Annotated in this window: 13 protein-coding genes; 8 read left to right on the top strand and 5 right to left on the bottom strand. The window is 72.9% G+C overall.

Features of this window, described 5'->3' with window-relative positions; all coding sequences use genetic code 11:
- Positions 1-40: 40 nt before the first annotated feature.
- Entirely contained in the window at positions 41-484 is a 444-nt protein-coding gene (locus tag ABD366_RS06380) for an ATP-binding protein (protein WP_324768296.1), read from the bottom strand.
- Positions 485-650: 166 nt separating this feature from the next.
- Here ABD366_RS06380 and ABD366_RS06385 point away from each other — a divergent pair, with 166 nt between their 5' ends.
- Both ABD366_RS06385 and ABD366_RS06390 read left to right on the top strand, forming a co-directional pair.
- Positions 651-2,600 carry a hypothetical protein gene (locus tag ABD366_RS06385; protein WP_344441249.1) on the top strand — a complete coding sequence of 650 codons (1,950 nt, stop codon included), beginning with the start codon at positions 651-653 and terminating at the stop codon, positions 2,598-2,600.
- 490 nt (positions 2,601-3,090) lie between these two features.
- Positions 3,091-4,464, top strand: a complete 1,374-nt coding sequence (locus ABD366_RS06390) for a cryptochrome/photolyase family protein (RefSeq protein ID WP_324774465.1) — start codon at positions 3,091-3,093, stop codon at positions 4,462-4,464.
- Here the strand turns inward: ABD366_RS06390 and ABD366_RS06395 are convergent.
- A complete protein-coding gene (locus ABD366_RS06395; RefSeq protein ID WP_324774467.1) occupies positions 4,439-5,443 on the bottom strand; it encodes a MerR family transcriptional regulator in 1,005 nt (334 codons plus the stop codon). The two genes, ABD366_RS06390 and ABD366_RS06395, sit on opposite strands and share 26 nt — an antisense overlap.
- A gap of 156 nt (positions 5,444-5,599) precedes the next feature.
- Between ABD366_RS06395 and ABD366_RS06400 the strand changes: the two genes are divergently transcribed.
- Positions 5,600-6,235, top strand: coding sequence for an RNA polymerase sigma factor (locus ABD366_RS06400; RefSeq protein WP_324774469.1), 636 nt, complete (start codon positions 5,600-5,602; stop codon positions 6,233-6,235).
- A gap of 162 nt (positions 6,236-6,397) precedes the next feature.
- A complete protein-coding gene (locus ABD366_RS06405) occupies positions 6,398-7,630 on the top strand; it encodes a GNAT family N-acetyltransferase (RefSeq protein ID WP_324774471.1) in 1,233 nt (410 codons plus the stop codon).
- Between the two features lie 11 nt (positions 7,631-7,641).
- Here ABD366_RS06405 and ABD366_RS06410 read toward each other — a convergent pair whose 3' ends face one another.
- Positions 7,642-8,055 carry a hypothetical protein gene (locus tag ABD366_RS06410; RefSeq protein WP_324774473.1) on the bottom strand — a complete coding sequence of 138 codons (414 nt, stop codon included), beginning with the start codon at positions 8,053-8,055 and terminating at the stop codon, positions 7,642-7,644.
- 246 nt (positions 8,056-8,301) lie between these two features.
- Between ABD366_RS06410 and ABD366_RS06415 the strand changes: the two genes are divergently transcribed.
- The 4 genes from ABD366_RS06415 (at position 8,302) to ABD366_RS06430 (ending at position 12,496) form a co-directional block, all read left to right on the top strand.
- Positions 8,302-8,802, top strand: coding sequence for a mycothiol transferase (locus ABD366_RS06415; RefSeq protein WP_324774475.1), 501 nt, complete (start codon positions 8,302-8,304; stop codon positions 8,800-8,802).
- 198 nt (positions 8,803-9,000) lie between these two features.
- Entirely contained in the window at positions 9,001-10,710 is a 1,710-nt protein-coding gene (locus ABD366_RS06420; protein WP_324774477.1) for a chitinase, read from the top strand.
- Between the two features lie 146 nt (positions 10,711-10,856).
- Positions 10,857-11,519: an HD domain-containing protein gene (locus ABD366_RS06425; protein ID WP_411293860.1), complete on the top strand. Its 663-nt coding sequence runs from the start codon at positions 10,857-10,859 to the stop codon at positions 11,517-11,519.
- Positions 11,516-12,496 (top strand): GlxA family transcriptional regulator, encoded by a 981-nt coding sequence (locus tag ABD366_RS06430; RefSeq protein ID WP_324774479.1) that lies wholly within the window; start codon positions 11,516-11,518, stop codon positions 12,494-12,496. Before ABD366_RS06425 ends, ABD366_RS06430 begins: the two co-directional genes overlap by 4 nt.
- 74 nt (positions 12,497-12,570) lie before the next feature.
- On the opposite strand, the gene ABD366_RS06435 is transcribed toward ABD366_RS06430, so the two are convergent.
- Entirely contained in the window at positions 12,571-13,011 is a 441-nt protein-coding gene (locus tag ABD366_RS06435; RefSeq protein ID WP_324774481.1) for an OsmC family protein, read from the bottom strand.
- Positions 13,012-13,110: 99 nt separating this feature from the next.
- Positions 13,111-13,971: a GntR family transcriptional regulator gene (locus tag ABD366_RS06440; RefSeq protein ID WP_324774483.1), complete on the bottom strand. Its 861-nt coding sequence runs from the start codon at positions 13,969-13,971 to the stop codon at positions 13,111-13,113.
- Between the last annotated feature and the right edge of the window lie 63 nt (positions 13,972-14,034).

The raw sequence follows: 14,034 nt of genomic DNA on the forward strand, positions 1-14,034 counted from the left end.
GAAGCGGGGCAGGAACGGGGGCAGAAACCGCCTCGGCCGGTCAGAGGGTGAGCACGGCCTTGACGCGTTTGCCGACCGGCACCCGCTCGACGCTGACATCGGCGAGCATGTCCACGATCTCCAGGCCGTGACCGCCGATCCGGCCCGGATCCCTGGGGTAGCGCCGCGGCACGGCGGCGCTGCTGTCGTAGACGGCGACGGTGATCTGCGTCGTGGTCCCCTCCAGTTCCAGGACGTACGGCCCCGAGCTGTGCCGGTCCGCATTGGTGACCAGCTCGCTGACGACGAGGAGCACATCGCCCGCGACGCGGCGGTCGACGTCGACGCACCACTCCTGGGTCAGCTGCGCCAGAAACGTCTCTGCGAAGGCCCGCGCCTGCGCTATGCAGCCCGCCTCACCTGAGTAGTGGGTCATCCGCCGCAGCGGCTCGACAGGTGTGTCGAAGCCAATTGGGATCACTGCCCCGTCCAAATACTCGGTCATCCGCGTCTCTCTCCACCGGGCCCGTGTTGGTCGGTCAGGCCCCCGCAGGCATGCGGATACCCCAAGTGGGGCAGTGCAGTCCTACGGGATCGTGGTGTGACCGTCACACGGCCCCGTCGTTTGAAGAGCGAAGCACATCACGCTCTTCGACGCGGGAGACCCGACCATGCCGATCCTTCGCCACGGCCGACCGGCCAAGCGCGCCCGGATAGCCGCCGACCGGGCCGAAGCCGCCCTCGTCGAGCAGTACACCGCGCTCGTCCGCCTCGCCTATCTGACCCTTCCCGCCACCCTGTCCCGGCACCGCCGGGTACTCATGGCGCATGCGGCGGCCCAGCGCGCCCTGCCCGGCGCACGGCCGGTCCGGGTGCCGGGCCCACGGGCCGGCGGCGAAGGCCCCGGCAGCGCGGAGGACGCCCTGCGGGTGCGGGTGCTGCGATCCGCCCTGGCAGGGGCGCACCGCCCGTCCGGCTGGCCCGCCGCGCTGCCGCCGCCCCGGGCGCTGCTGCCACGGCTGCCCCTGGTGTGGGGGCTGCGCCTGTTCCCGCGGGCCGGCGGCGCCGAGGAGATCGCCCTCGCTCAAGCGCTCGCCGGGGCATCGGCACCGGCCAGGGCCGCGTTCGTGCTCCGCCGGGTCGACGGCTTCTCCCCCGCCCGCGCGGCCGGCCTGCTGGGCGCGGCCGGAGTCACGGATCCCGAGGCCGTCGTCCGGGACGCCGCGGGTCTCGACGCCGGAGCCGGCGCCGCCGCCGAAGCGCTGCTGCGCTCCCAGGAGTTCGACGCCTGCTCGGTGCAGACGCGGCCGACGGACCTGGTCCGGCGCGCCCGCCGCAGACGGCTCGCCTGGGTCGCGGGCGCCCTCGCCATGATCACCGCGGTCGTCCTCGCCGGGGCCGGTTCCGTACAGCGCCCGGCGGCCCCGCAGACCGCGGCGAGCACCGGCGCCCTGGACGCCGGCCGCCTGTCGCGCGCCGCGGCGCAGGAGTGGGCCGACACATCCCGGGTCGACTTCACGGTCTGGCCCGCACGAGGCGGCCGGACCGACGACGAGGCGCTGTTGGCGCGAGCACTCGATGCCTGGGCGGCGCCCTCGGACACCGTCGCGGTGAGCACGACGACCGGCACCCCGGCGGACGCGCCACCGCGCACCCCGCAACTGCTGTTCGCCGGGGACGTCGACGGACACGGTGTGGTGCTGCTGCACGACGGCGACCGGCTCGCCCGGTACGGCGATCCTGTCGGCGACGCACGCGCCACGCTCGACCTGGCCCGGGTGGACGACGCGGATGTGACCACGGCGGCCGCGGTGGTGCTGACCCGCGACGACGGCACCGCCCGCTATCTCACCGCGCCCTGGGTCTCGGAGGCGACCAGGCGCGATCTGCTGCGGCCCGATACCCCGGCCGAGCCGGTGCACGTGTCCGGGGACGGCGTGACCGAGGCCGTGCCGGTCGCTGCGGCAACGGGCTGCGACCGGCGCCCTGTGCTGCAACTGCGTTCCTCGGCACGGATCGTGGAGCACCACGCGTTCCTCGTCGCGGATCTCGGCGGGCTCTCGCCGGTGCACCTCACCTACACCCCGCTGCCCGGTCACGGCACTCCCCCGCCCCGCCAGCCGCGTGAGGCGACCAGCAGCCGGGCGCTGCTGGCATGGGCGCGCATTGCCTGCGGACTCGGGCCGTGGCACGGCGGCGCGGTGCGCGCCGTGAACGCGTGGGACTTCGCCGAGCAGGAGCTGCCGGAGAGCGGGGGCCACGCGGTGTGGTCGTGTGCCCGCGCGTCGACCTGGCGCGGCCCCGGTGACGTGGCCCTCCTGCTGCGCGCGCCCGCCTCCTCCGTCACGGCTCCCGCCCGGGTCGTCGGGCGGGCGGAGAACACGGCGGCCTGCAGCCGGTTCGGCCAGCACGTGGTGGCCTCCGCCCGGTGGAAGTCGCCGAAGGGGCACTGGTACGTCGTGGCGGCGGGCAGCCGCGCGGTCACCCGGATCACCGTGAGCGGCACGGTGGACACCGCCCGCCCCGGGCGCGTACTGGCCGTGCGGGCACCCGAGCGGGGCGCCGTGCAGGTCACGGCGCGGCTGGACAACGGGGAGCGGCTGCCGGAGGTCGGCTCCTGACAGCGCTGGGCCCCCGTCCGCGTGGACGGGGGCCCAGTGTGGGGTTCGCCGGCTCGCCGCGCTGACCGGGCGCGGGCCGGCGCCCGGTCAGCCGGGTACGTCACCTTCCCCGGCGACCACCAGGAACGCGTCCGAATCCAGGTCCATCACCACCCTTGCGGACCGTCCCTGAGCACGCAGCCGCGCGGCGTACTCCTCCGCCGGCCAGGATCCACGGGGCGCCCCCGCGGGAAATCGTCGCAACACCGTGGTCCGCATATCGCCGACACCTCCGCACCCGTCCGCACGGACGGTTCGCACCCGGTCACCGTCCGTTCTCCCTTGAGCTGCGCATGCCCGCTCCGGGGGAGACCATGCACGAGATGCCCTCGGTGGCCCGGAATCCATGCATCCGTGCACGTCCTGGGGCGGGAAAGGAGGACGGGAGCGCCGTGCGCGATCAGTCGGATCAGCAGGCCCCCGCTCTCTCACACCAGCCGGGAGTACTTCAGTGCGCGTCCGTGTCGTTCTGTTCACCGCCGACCTGCGGGTCCATGATCATCCGCCGCTGCGGGCCGCTCTGGACGCCTCCGACGCGGTGGTGCCGCTGTTCGTCCGGGACACGGGGATCGCGGCGAACGGTTTCCTCGTGCCGAACCGGGAGGCGTTCCTCGCCGACTGCCTGCGCGATCTCGACGCGGGACTGCGGCAGCGCGGCGGCCGGCTGGTGGTCCGGTACGGGGACGTGGCGGAGGAGGTCGCGAAGGTGGTGACCGAGACGGACGCGTGTGCGGTGCATCTGGCGGGCGACGTGAGCGCCTACGCACGGCGCCGTGAGGACCGGCTGCGGACGGCCCTGCACGGCATCGGCTGCGAGGTCGTCGTCCATGACGCGGTGGTGACCTGTGTGCCGCCCGGCGCGGTCACCCCGGCGGCCCGGGACCACTTCGCCGTGTTCACGCCGTACCACCGGCAGTGGGCGCGGCAGCACACGCGTCCGGTGGGCCGCGCCCCGCGCGCCGTCACCGTTCCCGACGGGGTGGGCTCGGAGCCGGTGCCCGAACGTTCCTCCGTGCCCGGTGTGTCACCGGGGCTCGCCGAGGGCGGCGAGCGGGCCGGCCGGGCGCGCCTGACGGCCTGGCTGCGTTCGGGGATCGCCGCGTACGAGGACCGGCACGACGACATGGCGGGCGACGCGACCTCGCGGCTCTCCCCCGATCTGCACTTCGGGACGGTGAGTCCCGTCGAGGCGGTCCAGCGGTCCCGGTCGGCGGGCGGCCCCGGCGCCGAGGCGTTCGTACGGCAGCTGGCCTGGCGGGACTTCCACCACCAGGTGCTGGCCGCCCGCCCGGCCGCCTCGCACGCGGACTACCGCACCCGCCACGACCAGTGGCGCTCCGAGCGGTCCGCGCGCCGGGAGATCGAGGCGTGGCGGCAGGGGTGCACGGGATATCCGGTGGTCGACGCGGCGATGCGGCAGTTGCGCCACGAGGGGTGGATGCACAACCGGGGCCGTCTGCTGGCGGCGAGTTTCCTGACCAAGACGCTGTACGTCGACTGGCGGGTCGGTGCCCGGCATTTCCTGGACCTGCTCGTGGACGGGGACATCTCCAACAACCAGATGAACTGGCAGTGGGCGGCGGGCACCGGAACGGACAGCCGGCCCAACCGGGTACTGAATCCGGTGACCCAGGGCAAGCGCTACGACCCGGACGGGGCGTACGTCCGGCGCTGGGTGCCGGAGCTGGCGGGGCTGTCCGGGTCCGCGGTGCACGAACCGTGGAAGCTGACGGGCAAGGACCGTGCGGCGTACGACTATCCGGATCCGCTGATCGAACTGCCCGACGCGCTGGACCGGTTCAGGCAGGCGCGGGGCCTGCGGTGACCTCGGGGTAGATGCGCTCGATGCGGGTCAGCGCCTCCGGCAGCGTGGTGGGGCGCAGCGCACCGCGCACCGTGTGCCCCGCCCAGCCGGGTCCGCCGAGCAGGATGGTGGGGCCGCCGCGGGCGCCGCGCACGCCCCACCGGGCTTCGGCGAGGTGCCGGGCGAGCGGCAGACTCGCGGTCGACCGGGCTTGTGCCCACAGCACGACGACCCGGGGTCCCGTCCGGCGCACGGCCGCGGCGACCGCCTCTACGGGCACGGCCGCCCCGAACATGCGCTGCGGCAGGCCGAGTTCGTCGAGCGCGGCGCTGAGCGCCTCCAGGGGCAGCGAGTGCTCCTCGGCCGGTACGCAGGCGAGGACGAGCGGCGGCACGGCCGCGGTGACGGATGCGACGGGGCCCCGGTGCAGGGCGCGCGAGACGTGGCAGGACAGGAGGTGCTCGACCTCGACGTACCGGTCGCCGGCCTCCTCCCATTTGCGGCCGATCGCGTGCAGCACCGGCACCATCACGTCCTGCCAGGCGCCGACCAGCCCGTACCGCGCCACCGCCTCGGCCAGGAGGTCCCGTACGGCGGGCGCGTCGAGGCGGGTGGCCGCCCGGGCCAGGCCGCGGCGCTGTCGTTCGAGCGTGGCCTCCGAAGGCCGTCCCGGTGCGCGGCGCGGCCGCGGCACGGCGACGGGGCGGTCGGTCTCCCGGCGCTTGCGGGCCAGGTGCGCGGCCTCGGCGGGCGGCAGGCCCGTGGCGGCGAGGCGGCACATCTCCTCGACGACCGCGACGTCCTGGGCCGACCAGCGCCGGTGATGTCCCTCGGCGCGCTCGGCGGGGCCGAGGCCGTAGCGCCGGTCCCAGGTGCGCAGGGTCGTCGGCGAGACCCCCAGACGCCGGGCGAGAGCGCCGGTGGTGACCCCCGGCTCCGCGGCAGCCACCGGACCGGGCCCGTCCGGTTGCCCGTCCTGCCCGTCGTGTTGCTCATCCATCGGCTCACGATACGACGCACAAACGATGCGAGTTGCGGCTCGACCGCAAGGGTTCCAAGGATGACCGGTCCGTGGACGGGAACGCGGCCCCTCCGTCCGCTTCCGTTCGGAAAACAGACAAGTCCGAGGGCGCGTCGAGGAGTTGACGAGGCACTGATGAGCGCAGCGGTTCAATCGGTCGCGCGCGCTGCGCACGCGCCGGCGGAGACGGTGGCCCGGGCGGACGCGACGCACCTCGCCGACCTCTACCTGCGGTGGGCGCCGCTGGTGCAGCGGCTCGCACGGCGGGCGCTGGGCGACGGCCGGGACGCGGAGGACGTCACGCAGCAGGTGTTCCTCGCGGCGTGGCGCGGGCGGGACGGCTACCGGCCCGAACTGGGCTCCGCCGCGGCCTGGTTGACCGGTATCACCCGCCATCACATCGCGGACGCGCTCGCTTCGCGCACCCGCAGGACGGCCCTGTTCGACGGTCTTGCCGCGCGGCGGGCTGTGGCCGTGGAGGACACGGAGGGGGTGCTCGACCGGGTGCTGGTGGCCAGGGAGCTGGCACGGCTGCCGGTGCAGCAGCGCACGGTCCTGTGGCTCGCCTTCTACGAGGACCTGACCCAGCCGCAGATCGCGGACCGCACGGGGTGGCCGCTGGGCACCGTCAAGAGCCATGCCCGGCGCGGGATGGGGCGGCTGCGTACACGGTTGTGGGAGTACGGCGCCCGCCCCGGGCGCAGTGCATCCGTGCGGGGCTCCGCGCCGGAAGTACCCGAAGTCCTCGGAGTCCCCCGCCCTCGCGGATGACCCCCCTCACGGTGGGCGGGCAGCCCGGACCCCGCTGCCCGCAGGGCCTCGGCGGTGTCGCTGCCGCCGAGGCCCGTCCCCGTGGACGGCGGCCGACCGGGTGCCGCCCACGGGGACACCCCCACGGGCGCGGGGCGCCGCTCCCGGCTAGGGTTTGTGATCATGAATGCCCGATCCGTCCAGATCCGTGAGCTGCCCGAGTCCGATATCGAGCGCGCCCTCGCGCTCGCCTACCTGGCCTTCCACGAGTCACCGCCGGAGGAGCGACGGGGGCACCATCGCGAAACGCTGGCCGGCCTCCTGCGCATCGGCGCCTACGACGGTGAGGAGCTGGTCGGCTTCGCCGCCGCGCACCCGTTCACGGTGTCCGTGCCCGGCGGCGGTGAACTGTCCTGCCCCGGGCTGACGTTCGTGTCGGTGGCGCCGACCCACCGGCGTCGCGGCGTGCTCTCCGGGATGGTGTCCGAGCTGTTCGCCCGCTGTGCGCGCCAGGGCGCGCCGCTCGTCGCGCTGTGGGCGTCGGAGGCCTCGATCTACGGCCGGTTCGGCTTCGGCCCGGGCGGCTACGGCGCGAGCGTGGAGATCGACTCCCGGCGTCCGCTGGCGCTGCGCCTGGCGCCGGACCCGCGCCCCCTGCGCCTGGTCGACCCGGCGGACGCACCCGCGCTGCTCGGCCCCTACTTCGAACAGACGCGCGCCCACCGGGCGGGCCGGCCGGCGCGAACGGAGGCCTGGTGGCGCGAGGAGTGGCTGGTCGAGAAGGACGAGGACGACGACGACCTGTCGCCGCCGCGGATCGTGGCTCTCGGTGACCCCCTCGCCGGATACGCGATCTACCGCACCAAGTCGGGCGACGAGGAAGCACGTACGCCGGGTGTGGTCCGGGTGGACGAGCTGGAGGCCGACGGTCCCGAGGCGGCGGCCGCGCTGTGGAGCTATCTGACCGCGATCGACCTGACCGGGAAGGTGACGTCCTGGGGCCGGCCGGTGGACGACCCGCTGCCGCTGATCGCGGCCGACCCGGACCAGGTGCGGGTGACGTCGTCGTTCCCGGCGCAGTGGGTGCGGCTCGTCGATGTACGAGCGGCCCTCGAGGCCCGTACGTGGGCGGCGCCGGTGGACGTGGTGCTCGCGATCCGCGACGAGCGGGTACCGGCGAACGCGGGCCGGTACCGGCTGATCGCGTCCCCGGACGGGTTCTCGTACGCGCCGACCGGGGACGACCCGGATCTGTCGCTCGAGGCGCGCGATCTGGCGACGGTCTACATGGGCGCGACGTCCGTGCGGGCGATGGTGCGGGCGGGGCTGGTCGCCGAGCACAAGCAGGACGCGGCGTCGATGCTCGACGCCGCGCTCTACACGGACCTGCGGCCCCATACGGTCGACGGGTTCTGAACCACCGCACCTCATACAGAGGCGTGCGCCCGGGAGCGCGCCGCCGTACGGGCCATGCGCAGGGCGTCCACGGACTCGGCGAGAAGCTCGTACTCGGTGGTGTCGTCCCGGGTGGCTACGCGGACGAGCCGGCCGCCCGCCAGCTCCTCGGCGACGCGCTCCTGCTGTCCGGTATCCGCGCACCAGGCACGCAGCTGCCCGGGCACGTCGGGTGTGTCGTCGCCCACCGGCATCAGGGCGCCCTCCGGTACGTGCGGCAGGCCGGGGCGCGGGTCGAGGCGTTCGGCGATCCAGGTGGCCCGGTCACGCAGCCACCACAGGGCGAGCGGCAGGGTGGGGGCGCGGTAGGTGCCGAGCGGAACTCCGACGCGCCGTCCGCCGCAGATTCCGTACGCGGTGACATGGCACAGGAATTCGTCGTGCACGATCTCCCCCATTGCCTGGCGCCATTGATCATTGACTGACCGGTAATTGATCGGCGATCGACCCCAACGGCGCGGGAGATCAAGATTGTCGATCTCCCGGACGCCGTCTTCGGACAGAATTCAACTGTCTCTCCTGTCGAGTATCGGCACTTCGAACGCACTGTCACCATGCTTTTCGAGCCAGTCTCCTGGCATATTCCGCCGCTCCGTTGGCCGAAATCCGTGCGGTCGACGAAACTGCACCTCATGCGCTCCCATGAGGTACTCATCGAAGGCTACGGCCGTATTCAGGAAGAAGTGCACGCGGCGGTCGAGGGCCTTTCCCCCGACGATCTCCACGCACGGTCCGGCGGAGAGGCGAATTCCATCGCCTGGCTGATCTGGCATCTTGCGCGCGTGCAGGACGACCACATCGCCGACGCCGCGGGTCTCGAACAGGTCTGGCTCGCGAAGGGCTGGGCCGACCGCTTCGCCCTGCCCCTTCCGGAGTCGGACACCGGATACGGTCATACGTCGAAACAGGTCGGCCAGGTGAAGGTCGAATCCGGCGAACTGCTGCTCGGCTACTACGACGCGGTGCACGAGCAGACGCTGGGCTTTCTCGGCGGCCTGGAGGACGCCGCGCTCGACCGGATCGTCGACGAGAACTGGGACCCGCCCGTGACGCTGGGAGCGCGGCTGGTCAGCGTGCTGTCGGACGATCTCCAGCACGTGGGGCAGGCCGCGTACGCACGCGGCCTGCTCTGACCCTCCCGACTCCCTCAGGACGGCGCTGAACTGCCTGTTCAGCGCCGTTTTCGCATCCACCCGCCCCCGTGCGGAGCAGGACGGCGGAAGTCACGTGCGCCAGAGGTCTTGACAACTCGATTGGTCTGGACCAACTTTGGCGCACAGCGGTGGCCACCGTTCACATCCGCTCTTCACCTCTCCCCCGGAGGCACCCCCGTGGACCGTGCACGTCATGGCAGACCCGGCCCCCGTCGCCTGCTCGGCGGCGCGCTCGCCGTCACCTCGGCCGCAGCGCTGAGCATCACCGCGCTGGCCGCTCCCGCGCAGGCCGCGGACGTCAACGTGGCCAAGAACGCCGGCTTCGAATCGGACCTGTCCAACTGGACCTGCACCGCGGGCAGCGGCGCGGCCGTCTCCTCGCCCGTGCACGGCGGCGCCAAGGCGCTGCGGGGCACCCCGGCCGGCCAGGACAACGCCAAGTGCACCCAGACCGTCGCGGTCAAGCCCAACTCGACGTACACGCTGAGCAGTTACGCACAGGGCGGCTACGCCTACCTCGGCGCGAGCGGCACCGGCACCACCGACGTGTCCACCTGGACGCCGGGCAGCTCGTCCTGGCAGCAGCTCACCACCAGTTTCAAGACCGGCGCGAACACGACGTCGGTGACGGTCTACACGCACGGCTGGTACGGGCAGAGCGCCTACTACGTCGACGATGTGAACGTCTTCGGGCCCGACGGGGGCGGCGGCAGCGACCCGGTGGTGATACCGGCCGTGCCGGCGGGCCTCGCCGCGGGCGCGACCACCTCGTCCTCCGTCGACCTGTCCTGGACCCCGGTCTCCACGGCGAGCGGCTACAACGTGTACCGGGACGGCGCGAAGGTCGCCTCGGTCTCGGGTTCCTCGGCGACCGTCTCCGGGCTCGCGGCCAGTACTTCGTACAGCTTCCAGGTCAGTGCGGTGAACGCGGCCGGCGAGTCGGCCAAGTCCGCGGCCGTCACCGCGAAGACCGCCGCCACCGGGGGCAACCCGGGCGGCGGCAACGTTCCCAAGCACGCGCTGACCGGCTACTGGCAGAACTTCGACAACGGGGCGACCGTCCAGAAGCTGCGGGACGTCCAGTCGCAGTACGACATCATCGCGGTGTCGTTCGCCGACGCCACGACCACGCCGGGGCAGATCACCTTCAACCTGGACCCGGCCGTCGGGTACTCCTCCGCCGCCGACTTCAAGGCGGACATCGCGGCCAAGCACGCGGCCGGCAAGTCCGTGATCATCTCGGTCGGCGGTGAGAAGGGCAGCATCTCCGTCAACAGCGACGCCTCGGCGACGGCCTTCGCCAACAGCGCGTACGCGCTCATGCAGGAGTACGGCTTCGACGGCGTCGACATCGACCTGGAGAACGGCCTCAACTCCACGTACATGACGAAGGCCCTGCGTCAGCTGTCCACGAAGGCCGGCTCGAAGCTGGTGCTCACGATGGCGCCGCAGACCATCGACATGCAGTCCACGTCGGGCGAGTACTTCAAGACCGCCCTGAACGTGAAGGACATCCTCACCGTCGTCAACATGCAGTACTACAACAGCGGTTCGATGCTGGGCTGCGACGGCAAGGTGTACAGCCAGGGCTCGGTGGACTTCCTCACCGCGCTCGCCTGCATCCAGCTGGAAGGCGGTCTGGACCCGTCGCAGGTCGGCCTCGGCGTACCGGCGTCGACGCGCGGCGCGGGCAGCGGCTACGTGGCTCCGTCCATCGTGAACAACGCGCTCGACTGCCTCACGCGCGGTACGGGCTGCGGCTCCTTCAAGCCCGCGAAGACCTACCCGGGGCTGCGCGGCGCGATGACCTGGTCGACGAACTGGGACGCGACGGCCGGCAACGCCTGGTCGAACGCGGTCGGCCCCAAGGTGCACAGCCTGCCGTAGCGCGGCCGTGTCCGTATCTGTGGGACACCTGGCCCCACAGCCATGGCGCCCGCCTCCGCGGAGGCGGAGGCTGAGAAGTGCCGCCGGACGATCCGGCGGCACTTCATGGCTATAGGGCGACATGGTGAAAGGTCCAGGTGAGCACGGTGAGCGGTGACAGGGTGAGCAGTGACGCGGTGACGGTCGCGGGCGTGCGGGTGCCCGACACGAAACTGGCGCGTGAGGCGGATGAGCTGGTGCGCGACACGACGAGCGAGCTGATCTACCACCACTCGCGCCGGGTCTTCTTCTTCGGGGCGTTGCAGGGCCGCAACCGCGATCTGTCCTACGACCCCGAACTCCTCTACGTAGGAGCCCTCTTCCATGACCTGGGGCTGAACGAGCGGTTCCACGACAGCGGGCGGCGCTTCGAGGTGGACAGCGCCGACGAGGCCCGCCGTTTCCTCACCGCGCGGGGCGTCCCCGAGGACAGCGTCCGCCGGGTGTGGACGGCGATCGCGCTGCATACGACGCCGGGCGTGCCGGAGTTCCTGGAGCCCGAGGTGGCCCTGGTGACGGCGGGCGTCGAGTACGACGTGCTCGGCATCGGCTTCGACGACGTGGCTCAGTCCGACCGGGCGGACATCGTGTCCCTGCACCCGCGCCCCGACTTCAAGCGGCGCATCCTCGAGGCGTTCACCTACGGGGTGGCGCCGAAACCGGAGACGACGTTCGGGAACGTGAAGGCCGACGTCCTCGCCCACTACGTGCCGGGCTTCGAGCGCGGTGACTTCGTGCGGACCATCCTCGACTCCCAGTGGGAGCAGTGAGCGCACCTGCCTCCCAGGTCGTCGCGATCGTCGCCTTCGACCAGGTGCAGCTGCTCGACGTGACCGGCCCCGCCGAGGTCCTCACCACGGCCAATCTGCACGGCGGCGCCTACGACGTACGGATCGTCTCGCCGGACGGCGCCGATGTGCGGACGTCGTCGGGGGTGCGGGTCGGCGTCGACGGCGGCGGCGACGCGGTGCCGTCGCGTGTGGGCACCGTGCTGGTGCCGGGGCGCTCCGACTGGCGGCGGGCCGTGCACGACGCGGAGCTGATCGCCTTCACGTCCCGCCTCGCCGGGCGGGCCCGGCGGGTGGCGTCCGTCTGCGCGGGCGCGTTCCTGCTGGCGGAGGCCGGGGTCCTCGACGGCCGCCGCGCGGCGACGCACTGGCGGCTCGCGCCGGAGCTGGCGGCGGCCTATCCGGCGGTCACGGTCGAGGACGATCCGGTCTTCGTCCGGGACGGCGGCGTGATCACCTCGGCGGGGGTGACGGCGGGCATCGATCTGGCGCTCGCCCTGGTCGAGGAGGACCACGGCGCCGACGTGGCCCGGGACGTGGCGCGCGAGCTGGTGGTGTTCATGGCCCGGCCGGGCGGTCAGTCGCAGTTCAGCGCACGGCTCGGCCCGGTGTCGGCGCGGCATCCCGCGGTGCGCGCGGCGATGGACGCGGTCGGCGCCGATCCGGGCTCCGCGTCGGACCTGGACGCCGTGGCCCGCGCGGCCGGGGTCAGTGTGCGGCATCTGGCGCGGCTGTTCCGCGCGGAGACCGGGATGACGCCGGGGCAGTACGTCGAGTCGGTGCGGCTGGAGGCGGCCCGGGCCCTGCTGGAAGGGGGCGGCGATCCGGTGGAGTCGGTCGCCAGGTCGGCCGGGTTCGGTTCGTCGGAGTCCATGCGCCGGGCGTTCCAGCAGGCCCTCGGGGTGGCGCCGTCGGAGTACCGGGCGCGGTTCCGTACGACTGCGGGCGGGACGGTCTGAGCCGCCCCGCGGTTCCGTACGACTGCGGGCGGGACGGTCTGAGCCGCCCCCGCACACAGCGAGCCCTCCGGCTCTCAGCCGCCCATGAAGAGCACCGTGCCGTCGGGGCCCCACGCCTCGACGCGGGCGCCGTGCTCGACGGTGCGGCTGACCGTGCAGTACTTCTCGTGCGTGAGGCGGATGCCGTTCTCCAGGATCTCGGCGGTGCGGATGTCTCCCTCGGGCAGGGTGATGTCGTAGAGGACGCGGACGGTGCCGACCCGGCCGTCGTCCTCGGGCCGGGAGACGGACTCGACGACGATGCGCAGGTCGTCGTGGTCGGCGGTGCGCGCCGTGCGGTCGACGACGAGGCCGCCGCAGCCGCCGAGCGCGGCGAGGAGGAGCTCGACGGGGGTGAAGGAGGGTTGCGCGCCCGCGGCGTCGGCGGGGGCGATGCGGACCTCGGCGCCGCGTTCGTTGCGGGCGGTCCAGTCGCGTTCGCCGTTGCGGACGGTTTCGATGCGGTAGTCGGCCATGGCCGAACCGTAACGAGCGCGCCCGCCCGCGCCGCGCAAGCCGCCCCGACGCGTGTCAGACAGGTTCTCAGGACGCCTGTTGGACGTCCGGACAGGTTCTCAAGGCGCCTGTTGGACATCGCCGCGGGTCGAGGAGGCGACGGTGTCGCGGTGGGCGAAGTCGCCGGGCGGGATGCCCGGGTGGTGGCCGGCCGACGGCGCGGCGGCGGTCGCGGCGGGGCCGAGGGTGAGACGGGAGACGATGCGGTAGCGGTCGCCGCGGTACAGCGAGTGGACGTATTCGACGGGCCGTCCGGACGTGTCCGAGGTGAGCCGCTCGAAGAGCAGTGCCGGGGACAGCTCGGGGACATCGAGGAGGTCGGCCTCGGCACGGGTGACGACCGTGGGCTCGATGGCCTGGACGGCTTCGCGGACGTGTACGGCGTGATGTTCGCGCAAATGGGCGTAGAGGTCGCCGCTCTCCAGTTCCTGGGCGCTGAGGCCCGGGACCAGATCGGCGCGGATGTGCAGATGCTCGATGGCCATCGGCGCCCCGTCGACGAGGCGGAGGCGGGCCACGTACACGATCTTCGCCGCGGGTGAGAGGCGCAGCTTGCGGCCGACGCGGGCACCCGCCTGGATGGTGGTGAACTCAAGGAGCCGGCTGGACCAGGCACCGGCGGCCTGCGGCACCGTCAGCGCCTGTTCCTGGGCGACGAGTTCCTGGGTGATCTTCTGCGGGGCGACGAACATCCCGCGCCCGTGTTCGCGGACGAGAAGACCCGCGGCGACGAGTTCGTCGACCGCCGCGCGCAGTGTGGGCCGCGAGACACCGAGACGGGCGCAGAGCGTGCGCTCGGAGGGGATCGCGTCGCCGGGGCGCTGGGACTCGATGAGTTCCAGGATGTGGTCGCGCACCCGCTCGCGCTTGAGCACCGCCCCCGGCGCGTCCGGGTTCTCGATGGTCCCGTCGGCGTTCACATCCGCCCCCTCGTGCCGTAGAACCAGTTGCCTGACCAGTTGACCACGATGCGGCTTTGATCG

The sequence above is a fragment of the Streptomyces kunmingensis genome, from assembly GCF_039533535.1.
In the GTDB taxonomy this organism is placed as follows: domain Bacteria; phylum Actinomycetota; class Actinomycetes; order Streptomycetales; family Streptomycetaceae; genus Streptomyces; species Streptomyces kunmingensis.

Bases quoted from the DNA above. Each gene is read 5' to 3' on its own strand.
- ABD366_RS06380 (WP_324768296.1), bottom strand. From the start codon at position 484: ATGACCGAGTATTTGGACGGGGCAGTGATCCCAATTGGCTTCGACACA.
- ABD366_RS06385 (WP_344441249.1), top strand. From the start codon at position 651: ATGCCGATCCTTCGCCACGGCCGACCGGCCAAGCGCGCCCGGATAGCC.
- ABD366_RS06395 (WP_324774467.1), bottom strand. From the start codon at position 5,443: ATGGATGAGCAACACGACGGGCAGGACGGGCAACCGGACGGGCCCGGT.
- ABD366_RS06400 (WP_324774469.1), top strand. From the start codon at position 5,600: ATGAGCGCAGCGGTTCAATCGGTCGCGCGCGCTGCGCACGCGCCGGCG.
- ABD366_RS06405 (WP_324774471.1), top strand. From the start codon at position 6,398: ATGAATGCCCGATCCGTCCAGATCCGTGAGCTGCCCGAGTCCGATATC.
- ABD366_RS06415 (WP_324774475.1), top strand. From the start codon at position 8,302: ATGCGCTCCCATGAGGTACTCATCGAAGGCTACGGCCGTATTCAGGAA.
- ABD366_RS06435 (WP_324774481.1), bottom strand. From the start codon at position 13,011: ATGGCCGACTACCGCATCGAAACCGTCCGCAACGGCGAACGCGACTGG.